The following is a 16,305-nucleotide window of genomic DNA, read 5'->3' on the forward strand; positions in this document are numbered from 1 at the left end:
CCGCCGACGGCGTCCGGCCGCGCGGGGCGCAGATCCGCGGGTTCGTCGGGGGCCGCCACTAGGCTCGGGTCCGTGCACCTCAAGACCCTGACGCTGCGCGGCTTCAAGTCGTTCGCGTCCGCGACGACGCTGAGCTTCGAGCCCGGGGTCACGTGCGTCGTCGGGCCGAACGGCTCGGGCAAGTCCAACGTCGTCGACGCGCTCGCGTGGGTCATGGGTGAGCAGGGCGCCAAGACGCTGCGCGGCGGCAAGATGGAGGACGTCATCTTCGCCGGGACGTCCGGGCGGCCGCCGCTCGGGCGCGCCGAGGTCTCCCTGACGATCGACAACACCGACGGCGCGCTGCCGATCGACTACACCGAGGTGACGATCTCCCGCACGCTGTTCCGCAGCGGCGGCTCCGAGTACGCGATCAACGGCGCCGCGTGCCGCCTCCTCGACATCCAGGACCTCCTCTCGGACTCCGGCCTCGGCCGGGAGATGCACGTGATCGTCGGGCAGGGACAGCTCGACGCGGTCCTGCGCGCGACCCCCGAGGACCGCCGCGGCTTCGTCGAGGAGGCCGCGGGCGTCCTCAAGCACCGCAAGCGCAAGGAGAAGGCGCTCCGCAAGCTCGACGCGATGCAGGCCAACCTCACCCGCCTCGCCGACCTCACGACCGAGATCCGCCGCCAGCTCGGCCCGCTGGGACGCCAGGCCGAGATCGCCCGCAAGGCGGCGACGATCCAGGCGGACCTGCGCGACGCCAAGGCCCGCCTGCTCGCGGACGACCTCGCGCAGCTCACCGCGACCCTGGAGCAGGAGATCGCGGACGAGGCGGCGCTGCGCGCGCAGCAGGCGGAGGTCGAGCGGGCGCTCGCCACGGCCCGCGACGGGCTCGGCCGGCTCGAGCGCGAGGCCGCGGAGGCGGCGCCCGCGCTCGGTGCCGCGACCGACGTCTGGTTCCGGCTGTCGTCCCTGCGCGAGCGCCTGCGCGGCACGCAGACGCTCGCGGAGGAGCGGGTCCGCCTGCTCGGTCGCCCGGAGCCCGCCCAGCGGGGCCAGGACCCCGACGAGCTCGAGGCCCAGGCGGAGCGCGTGCGCGCGACCGAGGCCGAGCTCGAGGCGGAGGTCGTCCGGGCGCGCGACGCGCTCGCGGCGGCCGTCGCGGACCGCGAGGACGCCGAGCGGTCGGCGGGCGAGGCCGAGCGCGCGGTCGCGACGCTGCTCCGCGGTGCCGCCGACCGGCGGGAGGGCCTCGCGCGCCTCGCGGGCCAGGTCGCCGCGCAGCGCACGCGGGTCGAGGCCGCGGAGGCGGAGATCGGGCGCCTCCGCGAGTCGCTGGCGGAGGCCGAGCACCGGGGCACCCAGGCGCGCACGGACTTCGCGGTGCTGGAGACCCAGGTGGTCGGCGCCGAGGAGGGCGAGGAAGGCCTCGACGCCGAGCACGAGGCCGCAGCGGACGAGGTCGAGCGGACGACGACGGTCGTGCGGGAGCTCGAGGACGAGGCGTCCGTGGCGGACCAGGAGCGCGCCACGTGGAGCGCGCGGATCGAGGCCCTGGAGCTGAGCCTGGACCGCAAGGACGGCGCCGGCGCGCTGCTCGCGGCCGACGGCGTCGGGGTGGTGGGGTCTCTCGCGGCGCTGCTCGGCGTCGAGGCCGGGTACGAGGACGCCGTGGCTGCGGCGCTCGGCCCCGCCGCGGACGCCGTCGCCGTCGAGTCGGTCGACGCCGCCGTCGACGCGCTGCGCTACCTGCGCACCGAGGACGCCGGACGGGCGGGCCTGGTCGTGGCGGCCGACGGGGCGGACGGGAGCGTGCACGGCGACGTCGCCCTGCCGGACGGCGCGCGCTGGGTCGTCGACGTCGTGACGGCCGGCGGGGGCGTCGGCGGCGCCGTGCGCGCGCTGCTCTCCGACGTCGCGGTCGTCGAGGACCTCGCGGACGCGCGCGCCCTCGTGGCGCGGCACCCGGGCATCTCCGTCGTGACGCGCGGCGGCGATCTCCTCGCGACGACCCGCGCGTGGGGCGGGTCGGCCTCCGCTCCGAGCGTGCTGCACCTGCAGGCCGCCCTCGACGAGGCGCGCGCCGCCCACGACGACGCCGCGGCCCGGGGGGAGCGCGCGCGGTTCGCCCTCGTGGGCGCGCGCGACGCCGCGCAGGAGGCCCGCGCTCGGTACGACGACACCCTCGACCGGCTCAACGAGTCGGACGCCCAGCTCGCGGCCGTCGCGGAACAGCTCGGACACCTCGGCGCGACGGCGCGGTCGGCCGCGGCGGAGGCGGAGCGCGTGCGTACCTCGCTCGAGCGCGCGTCGCAGGGGCTCGACGACGCGCGCGAGGTGCTCGCGGACCTCGTGGCGCGGCTCGACGTCGCGGAGGCGGCCCCGGAGCAGTCCGAGGAGGCGGTCGCCGACGCGACGACCGAGCGCGACCGTCTCCTCGCGCTCGCGTCGGCGGCGCGCACCACCGAGACCGAGGCGCGTCTCGCGCTGCGGACCAGCGAGGAACGTGCGCGCGCCGTGGCCGGCCGGGCGCAGTCGCTCGCCCGGGCCGCCGCGGCGGAGCGCGAGGCGCGCGAGCGGGCCGCGCGGCGCGAGGCCGCCCGGGTGCGCCAGGCCGAGCGCGCGTCGGCCGTGCGCGACGGCGCGGCGCGCGCCCTCGGCGCGGTCGACCGGTCCCTCGCCCGCGCGGGCGAGGAGCGCGCGGCCGCCGAGGCGGCGCGCGCGGAGCGCGACGCCGCCGTGACCGCTGCCCGGCGCGAGGTCGACGACCTCGCCTCCCGCCTGCGCGAGCTGACCGACGTCGCGCACCGCGACGAGGTGGCGCGCGCGCAGCAGCAGCTGCGCATCGAGCAGCTCCAGGCGCGCAGCGTCGACGAGCTCGGCCTCGACCCGGCGGTCCTCGTCGAGGAGCTCGGCCCGCACCGCGACGTCCCGGTCGCGTCGGACGACGACGAGCCGCGCACCGTGCCCTACGACCGCGCGGCCCAGGAGAAGCGGCTCCGGGCCGCCGAGCGGGACCTCGGTCGGCTCGGCAAGGTGAACCCGCTCGCGCTCGAGGAGTTCGCGGCGCTCGAGGAACGGCACAAGTTCCTCGCGGACCAGCTCGCCGACCTCAAGAAGTCGCGTGCCGACCTCCTGGAGATCGTCAAGGAGATCGACGAGCGCGTCGAGCGCGTGTTCGCCGACGCGTACCGCGACACCGCCGAGCAGTTCGAGCGGGTGTTCGCGCGCATGTTCCCCGGCGGCGAGGGACGGCTGGTACTCACGGACCCGGACGACATGCTCACGACCGGGATCGAGGTCGAGGCGCGGCCGGCGGGCAAGAAGGTCAAGCGGCTCTCGCTCCTGTCCGGGGGCGAGCGCTCGCTCACCGCGGTCGCGCTGCTCGTCGCGATCTTCAAGGCCCGGCCCTCGCCGTTCTACGTCATGGACGAGGTCGAGGCCGCGCTGGACGACGTCAACCTCGGCCGGCTCCTCGAGATCTTCCGGGAACTCCAGGAGGACTCGCAGCTCATCGTCATCACGCACCAGAAGCGCACGATGGAGATCGCCGACGCCCTCTACGGGGTGACGATGCGCGGCGACGGCGTGACGACCGTCATCAGCCAGCGGATGAACGAGACGCGCGAGGAGGTCCCCGTGTGAGCGGGCTCACGCCGCCGCACGGCACGTGCGCGACCTGGGCGGACGCTGGAGAAACGTTGGAATTCCGGGCCTTGTGAAGATGTGGTGCCGATCGGACGGCACGGCGTGGCACGGGTCGCGCCGCGTGCGTCGACCCGGATACTGGACCTCATGGTCTGGATGTTCGTGTGGCTGGGGCTCACGCTCGGCGTCGCCGCCGTCGTGTTCCTGTTCGCGAGCGTCGTCGCGCGCTCGGAGGCCCAGGCCACGGGCGCGGCGGGGGACCGGTCCGGTGAGCAGGGGATGCGCGCGTTCTGGCGCGACTTCCGCTCGGGGCTGCGTCGGCGGCGTCGCCGCGGGAACCTGGACGCCCACCACGTCGGGACCGTGCGCATGCCTCGGCCGGTCGACACGAGCATCGACGACTTCTTCACCGCGACCGAGGTGACGTCGAACGCGTACGTCGACGCGGAGGAGCTCACCGACGTCCTGCACCGCGCGCGGGAGCGCGTGCGGCCGCTGCACACGGGAGAGCGTCCCCCTCAGGCGTGACCACCGCGGGACCACGGGCGTGACCGCCGCGTGGCCTCCGCCCTCGTCTGAGAGACTTCCGGGGTGAACGACCTCCTCCCGCTCTGGATCGTCCTCGGCGTCCTGCTTCTCGTCGGCCTCGTCACCTTCGGGACCGTGTCGGTCCGTCGGCGTCGCCGCGACGTCGTCGAGCCCCCGCCCACCGCACCCGCCGAGCCGCCGGCGACCCGCGAGCCCGTGACGGCGCCCCCGGGCGCCGAGGTGCAGGCCCCGCCCGTGGAGGAGGCGCCTCCCGCGCCGACGGTCGAGCGGCCCGAGCCCGTCGGCGGTCGCCTCGTCCGGCTCCGTGAGCGCCTCGCGCGCTCCGGCTCGCCGCTCGGCGCCCGGCTCCTCTCCGTGCTCTCGCGCGACCACCTCGCGGAGGACGACTGGGACGAGCTCGAGGAGACGCTCCTGCTCGCGGACGTGGGCGCCGGTCCTGCCGGCGAGCTCATCGACGCGCTGCGCACCAAGGTCCGCGTCCTCGGCGTCCGGGACGCCGCGAGCGTGCGCGACCTGCTCCGCACGGAGCTCGTCGCGCTCGTCGACCCGTCGCTCGACCGGTCGCTCGCGACGTCGCCCCACGCCGGCGAGGACGGGAACCCGGTGCCGGCCGTGGTGCTCGTCGTCGGCGTGAACGGCACGGGGAAGACGACGACGGTCGGCAAGCTCGCGCGCGTGCTCGTCGCGGAGGACCGCAGCGTCGTGCTCGGCGCGGCGGACACGTTCCGGGCCGCGGCGGCGGACCAGCTCGAGACCTGGGGCTCGCGCGTCGGCGTCCCGACCGTGCGCTCGGACCGCGACGGCGCCGACCCCGCCGCCGTGGCGTTCGACGCCGTGCGCCGGGGCCGCGCCGAGGGCGTGGACGTCGTGCTCGTCGACACCGCCGGCCGGCTCCAGAACAAGCAGGGCCTCATGGACGAGCTGGGCAAGATCCGGCGCGTCATCACCAAGGAGGCGCCGCTCTCCGAGGTCCTCCTCGTCCTCGACGCGACCACGGGGCAGAACGGTCTCAACCAGGCGCGCGTGTTCGGCGAGGTCGCCGGTGTGACGGGCATCGTCCTGACGAAGCTCGACGGGACGGCACGAGGAGGCATCGTCGTCGCGGTGCAGCGCGAGCTGGGCGTCCCCGTGAAGCTCGTCGGGCTGGGGGAGGGACCCGACGACCTCGCCCCGTTCGACCCGGAGCAGTTCGTCGACGGGCTCCTCGGCGACTGACGGGGGACGTCCACGGGTCACGGTCGTGTCACGCTCCGATCACGAGCGTGTCGCGATCCGGACGCGGTGCGACGTCCCCGGAGGTGTGAAGGGGCGGTGAAACGGAACGTTTACGTCCGAGGAACGCTTGTCACACCCGCGTAACACGGCGACACCGCGGGGGAAACCCGCCCGCACCACCGTAGTCCCCGACCGGCCGCCCGGCTGGCGAGGGGAGATGATCCGATGGAGTGGGACACCGGGGCAACCGCGTGGATGCTGACCTCAGCATCCCTCGTGCTCCTGATGACGCCCGGACTGGCGTTCTTCTACGGCGGCATGGTCCGCGCCAAGTCCGTGCTGAACATGATGATGATGTCGTTCGGCGCGATGGCCGTCGTGGGCGTCGTCTACGTGCTGTGGGGCTGGTCGATGTCCTACGGCGAGGCCGGGACGGGCGGCCTCGTCGCCAGCCCGTTCGCGCAGTTCGGCCTCTCGGGGGCGATCACGGACGCCGACGGCAGCGCCGTGGCGAGCACGCTCGGCAACTACCCGAACGTGGTGGACATCGCGTTCCAGGTGACGTTCGCGATCATCACGGTCGCGCTCATCTCGGGTGCGCTGGCCGACCGCGTGAAGTTCGGCACCTGGCTCACCTTCACGGCGATCTGGGTCACCGTCACCTACTTCCCGCTCGCCCACATGGTCTGGGGCGGCGGCTTCCTCTCGGGCAACGAGAACGGCCTCGCGGCACGCGTCTTCGGGGTGACGGACGGCGCCGCCACGGTCGCGCCGATCGACTTCGCGGGCGGCACCGTCGTCCACATCAACGCCGGCGTCGCGGCCCTCGTGCTCGCGATCCTCATCGGCAAGCGCAAGGGCTTCGGCAAGGAGCCGATGCGCCCGCACAACCTGCCGTTCGTCATGCTCGGCGCGGCCCTCCTGTGGTTCGGCTGGTTCGGCTTCAACGCCGGCTCGGCCTTCGGTGCGAACGAGACCGCCGGACTCGCGTGGGTCAACACGACGAGCGCCACCGCGGCGGGCATCATCGGCTGGCTCCTCACGGAGAAGATCCGCGACGGCCACGCGACGTCGCTCGGTGCTGCGTCGGGCGTCGTGGCGGGTCTCGTCGCGATCACCCCGGCCGCGGGCGCCCTCAACCCCGTGACGTCGATCGTCCTGGGCCTCGTCGCCGGCGCGCTCTCCGCGCTCGCGGTGGGTCTCAAGTACCGCTTCGGCTACGACGACTCGCTCGACGTCGTCGGCGTCCACCTGGTCTCGGGCCTCTGGGGTACCGTCGCGATCGGCTTCCTCGCCACCGACACGGGCCTCTTCTTCGGCGGCGGCGCGCAGCAGCTCGTCGTGCAGATCCTCATCGCCCTCGTCGCCATCGTGTTCTCGGCGGCCACGACGCTCGTCATCGGCCTGATCCTCAAGGCGACGATGGGCTGGCGGGTCAGCGAGGACGCCGAGGTCGGCGGCATCGACCTCGCGGTCCACGGCGAGACGGCGTACGAGTCCATCCAGCAGGGCAGCGTCATCAAGGAGGTGCGGGCATGAAGCTCGTCACGGGAATCATCCAGCCGCACCGGCTCGACGACGTGAAGTCGGGGCTCGAGGCCGCGGGCGTGCGGGGCATGACGGTCAGCGAGGCCAGCGGCTACGGGCGCCAGAAGGGCCACACCGAGGTCTACCGCGGTGCGGAGTACACGGTCGACCTGGTGCCCAAGGTCCGCGTCGAGGTCCTCGTCGACGACGCCGACGCGACCGCGGTCACCGAGGTGATCGTCAAGGCGGCGCAGACCGGCAAGATCGGCGACGGCAAGGTCTGGACGGTCCCGGTGGACGACGTCGCCCGCGTGCGCACGGGCGAGCACGGCCCCGGCGCCCTGTGAGGCGACGGGCCATCGGATGACCGACCACGCCGACACCCCGACCACGGGCGGGGTCGCAGGGGGATCGGCGGGGCGCCTCGGGCAGCAGCCGGGCGAGAACGACGCGGAGGTCCCGCACCCCGTCGGGGTGCGGGACCTCCGCGCGCGGATGCTCGACGTCGCGCGGTCCAGGAGCGGCCCCGGCCGCAGCGGGGTCGCGCGCCGGGCCGCCGTCGTCGACCTCGTGACCTCGTCCCTGCAGGGCCTGTGGCGCGAGGCGACCGACGGCGTCGCGCCGGACGGCATCGCGCTCGCCGCGGTGGGCAGCCTGGGCCGGGGCGACATGGGGCCGGCGAGCGACCTCGACCTCGTCCTGGTCCACGACGGCCGCAGCCACACGGCGGACGACGTCGCCCGCGTCGCCGAGCGCCTGTGGTACCCGCTCTGGGACGCCGGGGTCGACCTCGACCACTCCGTGCGCTCGCTCTCGCAGTGCCGCCAGGTGGCGTCCAAGGACGTGCCCGCGGCCGTCGGCTGGCTCGACGTGCGTGCCGTGGCCGGCGACGCGGTCGTCGTGCACCGAGCGTCGTCCGCCGTCCTCACCGACTGGCGCTCCGCGTCGCGCCGCCGCCTGCCCGACCTGCTCGCGTCCACGCGCGAGCGCGCCGAGCGGTCCGGCGAGCTGGCCTACCTCATCGAGCCCGACCTCAAGGAGTCGCGCGGAGGCATCCGGGACGCCGTCGTGCTCTCGGCCCTCGCCGCGACGTGGCTCACGGACCGCCCTCACGGGTCGGTCGACCGCGCGCACGCGCACCTGCTCGACGTACGGGACACCCTGCAGGTCGTCACGGGGCGGCACACGAGCCGGCTCCTGCTGGCCGACCTCGACGAGGTCGCCGCGCTGTCCGGCTTCGACGACCCCGACGAGCTGCTCGCGAGCCTCGCGGCGGCGGGCCGTGAGGTCTCCTACGCGCTCGACACCACGGTCCGGCGCGCCCGCCAGGCGCTCCAGCGGCCGTCGGTCACGCGGCGTCCGGTGCTCGTCCGGGGCCGTCGGACGGCACCCCGCCTGCGGTCCGTCGGCGACGGGCTCGTCGAGCACGACGGCGAGCTCGTGCTCGCCGTGGACGCCCACCCCGCGTCCGACCCGCTCCTGTCCCTGCGCGCCGCCGCCACCGCCGCGCGGACGGGCCTCACGCTCTCGCCGGTCTCCGTCGCGAGCCTCGCCCAGTGCCCGCCCCTGCCCGAGCCGTGGCCGCGTGCCGCGCGCGCCGCGTTCCTCTCCCTCCTCGGGTCGGGGCAGGCCCAGGTGGCGGTGTGGGAGGCGCTCGACCTGGCCGGGGTCGTGACCACGTGGATCCCCGAGTGGGCGGGCGTGCGGAACCGCCCGCAGCGCGCCGCCGTGCACCGGCACACCGTCGACCGGCACCTCGTGGAGGTCGTCGCGCGTGCCGCGCGCGTCCGCAAGGACGTCGAGCGGCCGGAGCTGCTCCTGCTGTCCGCGGTGCTGCACGACATCGGCAAGCGTGCGGGAGCCGTCGACCACTCGGTCGAGGGTGCGCGCCTCGTGCCCGCGATCCTCGGCCGGATGGGGTTCGAGCCGGACGTCGTGTCCGACGTCGAGCGGCTCGTGCGCCACCACCTGACGCTGTCCCGCCTCGCCGTGAGCGAGGACCCCGACGACCCGGCGACGGTGGCCGAGCTCGCCGCCGCCGTCGACCACCGCGCCGACCTGCTCGAGGTGCTGCGGGCGCTCACCGAGGCCGACGCGTCCTCGCTCGGCCCGAGCGCGTGGACCGCCTGGCGTGCTCGCCTCGTCGACGACCTCGTGGGGGAGACGCTCCGGGTGCTGCGGGCTGCGCCGAGAGACGTGCCGGGAGAACCGGACGCCGCCGGGTAGGCTGGTCCCTCGCGGACGGCGCGTCCTCTGCCAGCCCGCGCCCGACCTCGGGCGACGGCGGGCGGGAGCGCCGACGCGGACGAGACTTCCGACGACTGGTGAGGATGACGCGGTGTTCAACACGCTGTCGGACCGACTGACTTCGACCTTCAAGAACCTGCGTGCGAAGGGCCGGCTGTCCGAGGCGGACATCGACGCGACGATCCGGGAGATCCGGCGCGCGCTGCTCGACGCCGACGTCGCGGTCCCCGTCGTGCGCGAGTTCAGCGCGACCGTGCGCGAGCGCGCGCTCTCGGCCGAGGTCTCGGGCGCGCTCAACCCGGCGCAGCAGGTCGTCAAGATCGTCAACGAGGAGCTCGTCGGCATCCTCGGCGGTGAGAGCCGCGGGCTGCGCTTCTCCAAGACGCCCCCGACCGTCATCATGCTCGCGGGCCTCCAGGGCGCGGGAAAGACGACCCTGGCCGGGAAGCTGGCCCTGCACCTGCGCGAGCAGGGGCACACGCCGCTCCTCGTCGCCGCCGACCTCCAGCGCCCGAACGCCGTCACCCAGCTCTCGGTCGTCGCCGAGCGCGCGGGGGTGCCCGTGTTCGCGCCGCACCCCGGCAACCAGAGCGGCGTCGAGGTCGACGACGTGATCGGCGACCCGGTCGCCGTCGCGCGCGAGGGCGTCGAGACGGCGCGGCAGCGTCAGCACGACGTCGTCATCGTCGACACCGCGGGCCGCCTCGGCCTGGACGCCGTGCTCATGCAGCAGGCGTCGGACATCCGCGACGCCGTGCAGCCCGACGAGGTCCTGTTCGTCATCGACGCGATGATCGGTCAGGACGCCGTCGCGACCGCGAAGGCGTTCGAGGAGGGCGTCGACTTCACGGGCGTCGTGCTCACCAAGCTCGACGGCGACGCGCGCGGCGGTGCCGCGCTGTCCGTGCGCGGCGTCACCGGGCGCCCGATCCTCTTCGCCTCGACCGGCGAGAAGCTCACCGACTTCGAGGCGTTCCACCCGGACCGCATGGCGTCGCGCATCCTCGACATGGGCGACGTCCTCACGCTCATCGAGCAGGCCGAGAAGGCGTTCGACGCCGAGCAGGCCGCGAAGATGGCGGAGAAGGTCGCCACGGGGCAGGACTTCACGCTCGCGGACTTCCTGGTGCAGATGCAGCAGATGAAGAACATGGGCTCGATGAAGAAGATGCTCGGGATGCTCCCGGGCATGGGCCAGATGCGCGAGGCGCTCGACAACTTCGACGAGCGCGAGGTCGACCGCATCGAGGCGATCATCCGCTCGATGACCCCCGCGGAGCGCGACAACCCGAAGATCATCAACGGGTCGCGCCGCGCGCGCATCGCGCGCGGGTCCGGCGTGACGACCAGCGACGTCAACCAGCTCCTCGAGCGGTTCGCCGGGGCGCAGAAGATGATGCGGCAGATGAGCCGGGGCGGCGGCATGCCGGGGATGCCGGGCATGGGCAACTTGCCGGGCATGGGCGGCAAGAAGGCTCGCGGGCGCCAGGCGCCGCAGCGCAAGGTCAAGGGCAAGTCGGGCAACCCGGCGAAGCGCGCCGCGCAGGAGCGCGCGGCCGCCGCCCGCGCGGCGGGGGAGACCCCCGGACCGTCCGCGCCCGCCGGGTCGGCGTTCGGTGTCGGCAGCCCCGCCGAGCCGGCCCGGACGACGCCCGACGACCTCCAGCTCCCGCCCGGGTTCGAGAAGCTGCTCGGCCGCTGACCGACCGCCGCCCGCGGGCGCCGCGTCGTGTCCCGGGTGCGTCCCGCAGCCGCCTGGTCGCCAGGTGGCGCTAGGTTATGTCCGTGGCACCCGTCCGGTGCCTCCCGGGCCCGCGAACCGGGCCGACCGTCCTGACCGTCCTCACCCAGGAGCCGCATGTCCGCGCTGGAAGGCCCCACGCTGCACGTCCGCGGCCACGTCATCGTCGGCGACGACCGCGAGGTGGGCGACCTGTGGGTCAAGGACGGACGGATCAGCCTCACGCGGCCGTCCGCCCAGGGCACCAACATGGTGGAGCTCGAGGGCTGGGCCCTGCCCGGCCTCGTCGACGTGCACTGCCACGTCGGCCTGGGGGCTCAGGGCGCGGTCGACGCGGCGACGGCCCAGGACCAGGCCGTCACGGACCGCGACAGCGGCGTCCTCCTCGTGCGCGACGCCGGCTCGCCGCTCGACACGCGGTGGGTCCACGGGCGGCGCGACCTGCCGCGGCTCGTGCGGGCCGGGCGTCACCTCGCGCGTCCCAAGCGCTACCTGCGGCACTACGGGCTCGAGCTCGACGACGTCGCGCAGCTCCCCGAGGCCGTCCGCCGCGAGGCGCGCCAGGGCGACGGCTGGGTGAAGATCGTCGGTGACTGGATCGACCGCGACCTCGGGTCCGAGGGCGACCTGCGACCGCTGTGGCCCGACGACGTCCTCGCGGAGGCCGTCGCGGCCGCGCACGCCGAGGCCGCGCGCGTCACCGTGCACGCGTTCTCCGAGGAGGTGATCCCGTCGCTGCTCGCCGCCGGCGTCGACGGGATCGAGCACGGCACGGGGATCGACCCGGACCTGATGTACGAGATCTCCGAGCGGGGGATCGCCGTCACGCCGACGCTGCTGCAGGTCGGGCAGTTCGAGGCGATCGCCCGGCAGGCCGACGGGAAGTACCCGGTGTTCGCGGCGCGCATGCGACGGCTCCACGAGCGACGGTACGAGCAGGCCCGGGCGCTGTACGAGGCGGGCATCCAGATCCTCGTGGGGACCGACGCGGGCGGGACGATCGGGCACGGTCGCCTCGCGGACGAGTGCGCCGAGCTCGTGGCCGCCGGCATCCCCGACGCGGCGGTCGTCGCGGCGGCGAGCTGGCAGGGCCGGGAGTACCTCGGCTACACGTCGCTCGTCGAGGGCGCGTCGGCGGACTTCGTCGTGTACCCGCAGGACCCGCGCGAGGACGTCGGCGTCCTGCGCGCCCCGACCGCCGTCGTGCTGCGCGGCGAGATCGTCGCCCCGCACGCCGGCTGAGAGGTTCGCGCGCAGGTTGGTCCCGGCCGGTCCGGTCTGGCACAATGTCCCGGTACTCGGCGTGCCCCGGCCCCTCTCTCCGGCGCGTGCCGTGTCCTGAACCCCTTCCTCGTCCTGTCCCCACGGGACGGGTCCGGGTTCGCCCGAACCAGAACCAGGAGAGACCACCACTGTGGCCGTCAAGATTCGTCTGAAGCGTCTCGGCAAGATCCGTGCGCCGTACTACCGTGTCGTCGTCGCGGACTCGCGCACCAAGCGCGACGGTCGCGTGATCGAGGAGATCGGCAAGTACCACCCGACCGAGGAGCCCTCGTTCATCGAGATCACCTCGGACCGCGCCCAGTACTGGCTCGGCGTCGGCGCGCAGCCGACCGAGCAGGTGCTCGCGCTCCTCAAGATCACGGGCGACTGGCAGAAGTTCAAGGGCCTGCCCGGGGCCGAGGGCACGCTCAAGGTCAAGGGCGAGAAGGTCGACCCCGCCGCCGCGATCGAGGCCGCCGCCGCCGACGCGGAGAAGGTCAAGGCCAAGGCCGCCGAGAAGAAGGCCGAGGCTCCGGCCGAGGAGCCCGCCGACGCGGCCGACGAGGCCGCTGCCGACGAGCAGGCCTGATGATCGCCGAGGCGCTCGAGCACCTCGTGCGCGGCATCGTGGACAACCCGGACGACGTCCGGGTGAACGCGAAGACGCTGCGTCGCGGTGACCTGCTCGAGGTCCGGGTGCACCCGGACGACCTCGGCCGCGTGATCGGTCGTGGCGGGCGCACCGCCCGTGCCCTGCGCACGGTGATCGGCGCGCTCGCGACCGACGGGCCGGTCCGCGTCGACGTCGTGGACGTCGACCGCCGCTGAGGCCCGCACCATCGTGCCCCGTGAGGGGCCACGGGCTAGGCCCGGCCCGCCGACCGGCGGGCCGGGCCTTCCTGTACCCGCTGCGAGACCCGGTGCCGACCCGGCACCACCCCGACCAGGACCACCGGAGGAGTGACGACCATGGAGCTGACCGTCGCGCGCGTCGGCAAGGCGCACGGACTGCGTGGCGAGGTCGTGCTCGACCTGCGCACCGACGAGCCCGAGGAGCGCCTCGCGGTGGGCGAGCGCCTGGTGACGCGTCCCGCTGCGGCGGGCCCGCTGATCGTGGCGACCGTGCGGGTGCACCAGGGGCGCTGGCTCGTCGGGTTCGAGGGGGTCCGCGACCGCACCGCCGCGGAGGCCCTCCGCGGCGTCGAGCTCGTCGTCGAGGTCGAGGCGTCCGACGAGGAGGACGCGTGGTACCCGCACGAGCTCGTCGGGCTCCGTGCGGAGGACCCGGACGGCCGGACGCTCGGACGCATCGACGGCCTCGAGCACCTGCCCGCGCACGACGTCCTCGTGCTCCGCGAGACGGGAGGGGCCCGCACGCTCGTCCCGTTCGTCCGGCAGATCGTCCCGCTCGTCGACGTGGCGGGCGGGCGGGTCGTGCTCGACCCGCCGGGTGGGCTGCTCGCGTCGGACGCGGACCGGCTCGAGGTCGCGGCGCCGGACGGCGCCGACACGTCGGGCTCCGGCGCGAGCGAGACCGACGACCAGCACGACGGCGAGGCCTGACGTGCGGATCGACGTCGTCACGATCTTCCCCGACTACCTCGCGGCGCTCGACCTGTCGCTCGTCGGCAAGGCGCGCGCCGCGGGGATCCTCGACCTGCGCGTGCACGACCTGCGGGACTGGACGACCGACCGGCACCGCACCGTCGACGACACGCCGTTCGGCGGCGGGGCGGGCATGGTCATGCGCCCCGACGTGTGGGGCCGCGCGATCGACGACGTGGCGGGCCTCTCGGCGGGGACGCCGGACGCGGCGGGCGCGGTGCACCTGGTCGTGCCGACGCCGTCGGGCGAGACCTTCACGCAGCGCACGGCGGAGGCGCTCGCGACCGAGGAGCACCTCGTCGTCGCCTGCGGACGCTACGAGGGGATCGACGCGCGCGTCGCCGAGCACTACCGGTCGGCCGGGATGCGGGTCAGCGAGCTGTCGATCGGCGACTACGTCCTCAACGGGGGAGAGGTCGCCGCGCTCGTCATGGTCGAGGCGGTCGGGCGGCTGCTGCCGGGCGTCGTGGGCAACCCCGAGTCGCTGGTCGAGGAGTCGCACGGCGCCGCGGGCCTGCTCGAGTACCCCGTGTACACGAAGCCGCCCGCCTGGGGCGACCTCGAGGTGCCCGACGTGCTCCTGTCGGGTCATCACGCGCGGATCCATCGCTGGCGCCGCGACCAGGCCCTGCGCCGGACCGCCGCGCGACGGCCGGACATGGTGCGTGCGCTGGCCGTCGACGGGCTCGACCGGCAGGACCTGGAGGTCCTCGCGGAGGTGGGGTGGGCCGTCGTCGACGGTCGCCTCGTGCCCGCCGCGCACGGCGCTCCCTGAGGTCGCGTCGACCCCGCGAGACGCCGGCTGCCGGCAACCCCCCCCGGGTGTGGCAGAATGGTCGATCGGTGTGTGCCGCCCCGGAACCTCTGCCACAGGGGAGCCCGCGCCCGGATCCTCGGGCGGACTGGCACGACGGACGACGACCGCGAGGTGGTCGACCGTCCACGCGCAGCACGGCACACCCCAACCGACAGACGACGACGGCCCGGCGCGCCCGGGCCACGAGCACGCGTCCGACCTGTGGCGGACGAGGAGAAGCACATGCACACGCTGGACAGCGTCGACGCAGCATCGCTGCGCAGCGACGTCCCGGAGTTCCGCCCCGGCGACACGCTCAAGGTCAACGTCAAGGTCGTCGAGGGCACCCGCTCCCGCGTCCAGGCGTTCCAGGGCGTCGTGATCGCCCGTCAGGGCAGCGGGATCCGTGAGACGTTCACGGTCCGCAAGATCAGCTTCGGCGTGGGTGTCGAGCGCACGTTCCCCGTGCACTCGCCGTCCATCGACTCGGTCGAGGTCGTGACGCGCGGTGACGTGCGCCGCGCCAAGCTGTACTACCTGCGCGCGCTCCGCGGCAAGAAGGCGAAGATCAAGGAGAAGCGCGACACCGCGCCTGCTCGCTGATCGGCTGCCGGCAGGCCGTCGACGGACCGTCGACAGACGGCCGACACGCGCTGCCGCTCCGCTCGTCCGACGGCGGCCGTCCCCTCGGGACGGCCGCCGTCGTCGTCCCCGGACCCGCGGTCCGAGGGCCGGTCCGTTTCTCGGAAGTCGCCGGAAGGTGGCATTGTGAACGCGTGACCGACAGCGCCCCGCCCCGCGGCCCGCAGCCCGACGCCGGCACCGAGCGCGCGGCGCTCGGTCCCGAGGACGACGGGCCGGGCCCGCACGGCCAGCACCTCGCCGCCGACGGGGCGGGCGGCTCGTCGCGCGGCTCGCGCGAGCGCCCGGCCCGGAAGTCGTCGTTGCTGCGCGAGACGGCCATCATCGTGGTCAGCGCGCTCGTGCTGTCGCTGCTCATCAAGACGTTCCTCGTGCAGGCGTTCTTCATCCCGAGCGCGTCCATGGAGGACACGCTGGTCGAGGGCGACCGGGTGATGGTGTCCCGGCTCGTGCCGGGTGCGTTCGACGTGCACCGCGGAGACATCGTGGTGTTCAAGGACCCGGGCGGGTGGCTGCCGCCGCCGGTGCCGCAGGCCGAGAGCCCGGTGTCGGAGGCGCTGCGCGCGGCGCTGACCTTCGTCGGCCTGCTGCCGCAGGACACGGGCGAGCACCTCATCAAGCGGGTGATCGGCACGCCGGGCGACCACGTGGTGTGCTGCGACGCCGAGGGGCGCGTGAGCGTCAACGGCGTCTCGATCGACGAGACGTACATCAAGCCCGGCTCGATCCCCAGCCAGGACCCGTTCGACCGGACCGTGCCCGAGGACATGCTGTTCGTCATGGGCGACAACCGGCAGAACTCGGCGGACTCGCGCTACAACACGGGCAAGCCCGGCGGCGGGTTCGTGCCGATGGGCAACGTGGTCGGGACGGCGTTCGTCAAGGTCTGGCCGCTCTCCCACCTCGGCCTGCTGCGCAACCCCGGTGACGTGTTCGCCGACGTGCCCGAGGTGGAGCCGTGACGCTCGACGCCGTCGCGCCTCCCGCCGTTCCCGCGCCCGCCGCGGCGCCCGTCGCTCCGCCGCCGGCGGCACCCTCGCGCGGGCGCCGCGCGCCCGCGCGGCGTCGTCCGGACCTGCGCCAGGAG

General features: G+C 74.6%; 14 protein-coding genes. All 14 read left to right on the forward strand.

The genetic code is table 11. From position 1 onward, the window contains the following. The first annotated feature begins 72 nt into the window (after positions 1-72). The 14 genes from smc (at position 73) to lepB (ending at position 16,180) form a co-directional block, all read left to right on the forward strand. On the forward strand, positions 73-3,630 hold the full coding sequence (smc, locus tag ABRQ22_RS21495) for a chromosome segregation protein SMC (protein WP_353708116.1): 3,558 nt from the start codon (positions 73-75) through the stop codon (positions 3,628-3,630). Between the two features lie 150 nt (positions 3,631-3,780). Next, complete coding sequence (locus ABRQ22_RS21500; protein ID WP_253051265.1) at positions 3,781-4,161, forward strand: hypothetical protein; 381 nt, start codon at positions 3,781-3,783, stop codon at positions 4,159-4,161. A gap of 63 nt (positions 4,162-4,224) precedes the next feature. Further along, a complete protein-coding gene (gene ftsY / locus ABRQ22_RS21505; protein WP_253051266.1) occupies positions 4,225-5,397 on the forward strand; it encodes a signal recognition particle-docking protein FtsY in 1,173 nt (390 codons plus the stop codon). 225 nt (positions 5,398-5,622) lie between these two features. Beyond that, positions 5,623-6,936, forward strand: coding sequence for an ammonium transporter (locus tag ABRQ22_RS21510; protein ID WP_253051267.1), 1,314 nt, complete (start codon positions 5,623-5,625; stop codon positions 6,934-6,936). Next, positions 6,933-7,271: a P-II family nitrogen regulator gene (locus ABRQ22_RS21515; protein ID WP_253051268.1), complete on the forward strand. Its 339-nt coding sequence runs from the start codon at positions 6,933-6,935 to the stop codon at positions 7,269-7,271. The genes ABRQ22_RS21510 and ABRQ22_RS21515 overlap by 4 nt, the downstream gene beginning before the upstream one ends. A 16-nt stretch (positions 7,272-7,287) precedes the next feature. Continuing rightward, the gene (locus tag ABRQ22_RS21520) at positions 7,288-9,150 is read left to right on the forward strand and encodes a [protein-PII] uridylyltransferase (RefSeq protein ID WP_353708117.1); all 1,863 of its coding nucleotides are present in this window, start codon (positions 7,288-7,290) and stop codon (positions 9,148-9,150) included. 112 nt (positions 9,151-9,262) lie between these two features. Beyond that, positions 9,263-10,873 carry a signal recognition particle protein gene (gene ffh, locus ABRQ22_RS21525; protein WP_353708118.1) on the forward strand — a complete coding sequence of 537 codons (1,611 nt, stop codon included), beginning with the start codon at positions 9,263-9,265 and terminating at the stop codon, positions 10,871-10,873. A gap of 156 nt (positions 10,874-11,029) precedes the next feature. Then, on the forward strand, positions 11,030-12,154 hold the full coding sequence (locus ABRQ22_RS21530) for an amidohydrolase family protein (protein WP_253051271.1): 1,125 nt from the start codon (positions 11,030-11,032) through the stop codon (positions 12,152-12,154). A gap of 172 nt (positions 12,155-12,326) precedes the next feature. Next, positions 12,327-12,764, forward strand: a complete 438-nt coding sequence (rpsP, locus tag ABRQ22_RS21535) for a 30S ribosomal protein S16 (protein WP_253051272.1) — start codon at positions 12,327-12,329, stop codon at positions 12,762-12,764. Continuing rightward, the gene (locus tag ABRQ22_RS21540; RefSeq protein WP_024840519.1) at positions 12,764-13,003 is read left to right on the forward strand and encodes an RNA-binding protein; all 240 of its coding nucleotides are present in this window, start codon (positions 12,764-12,766) and stop codon (positions 13,001-13,003) included. The genes rpsP and ABRQ22_RS21540 overlap by 1 nt, the downstream gene beginning before the upstream one ends. A gap of 141 nt (positions 13,004-13,144) precedes the next feature. Continuing rightward, complete coding sequence (rimM, locus tag ABRQ22_RS21545; RefSeq protein WP_353708119.1) at positions 13,145-13,738, forward strand: ribosome maturation factor RimM; 594 nt, start codon at positions 13,145-13,147, stop codon at positions 13,736-13,738. 1 nt (position 13,739) lies between these two features. Then, positions 13,740-14,555 (forward strand): tRNA (guanosine(37)-N1)-methyltransferase TrmD, encoded by an 816-nt coding sequence (gene trmD / locus ABRQ22_RS21550; protein ID WP_353708120.1) that lies wholly within the window; start codon positions 13,740-13,742, stop codon positions 14,553-14,555. 264 nt (positions 14,556-14,819) lie between these two features. Then, complete coding sequence (rplS, locus tag ABRQ22_RS21555) at positions 14,820-15,179, forward strand: 50S ribosomal protein L19 (RefSeq protein WP_253051275.1); 360 nt, start codon at positions 14,820-14,822, stop codon at positions 15,177-15,179. 173 nt (positions 15,180-15,352) lie between these two features. After that, a complete protein-coding gene (gene lepB, locus ABRQ22_RS21560) occupies positions 15,353-16,180 on the forward strand; it encodes a signal peptidase I (RefSeq protein ID WP_353708121.1) in 828 nt (275 codons plus the stop codon). Positions 16,181-16,305: the final 125 nt, after the last annotated feature.

It is taken from the genome of Cellulosimicrobium sp. ES-005 (genome assembly GCF_040448685.1).
Taxonomy (GTDB): Bacteria; Actinomycetota; Actinomycetes; order Actinomycetales; family Cellulomonadaceae; genus Cellulosimicrobium; species Cellulosimicrobium cellulans_G.

What these genes read in the sequence shown, in the direction of transcription:
- ABRQ22_RS21515 (WP_253051268.1), top strand. Translation starts at nt 6,933, where the DNA reads ATGAAGCTCGTCACGGGAATCATCCAGCCGCACCGGCTCGACGACGTG.
- rplS (WP_253051275.1), top strand. Translation starts at nt 14,820, where the DNA reads ATGCACACGCTGGACAGCGTCGACGCAGCATCGCTGCGCAGCGACGTC.
- rimM (WP_353708119.1), top strand. Translation starts at nt 13,145, where the DNA reads ATGGAGCTGACCGTCGCGCGCGTCGGCAAGGCGCACGGACTGCGTGGC.
- ABRQ22_RS21540 (WP_024840519.1), top strand. Translation starts at nt 12,764, where the DNA reads ATGATCGCCGAGGCGCTCGAGCACCTCGTGCGCGGCATCGTGGACAAC.
- ABRQ22_RS21510 (WP_253051267.1), top strand. Translation starts at nt 5,623, where the DNA reads ATGGAGTGGGACACCGGGGCAACCGCGTGGATGCTGACCTCAGCATCC.
- ABRQ22_RS21500 (WP_253051265.1), top strand. Translation starts at nt 3,781, where the DNA reads ATGGTCTGGATGTTCGTGTGGCTGGGGCTCACGCTCGGCGTCGCCGCC.
- ABRQ22_RS21520 (WP_353708117.1), top strand. Translation starts at nt 7,288, where the DNA reads ATGACCGACCACGCCGACACCCCGACCACGGGCGGGGTCGCAGGGGGA.
- ABRQ22_RS21530 (WP_253051271.1), top strand. Translation starts at nt 11,030, where the DNA reads ATGTCCGCGCTGGAAGGCCCCACGCTGCACGTCCGCGGCCACGTCATC.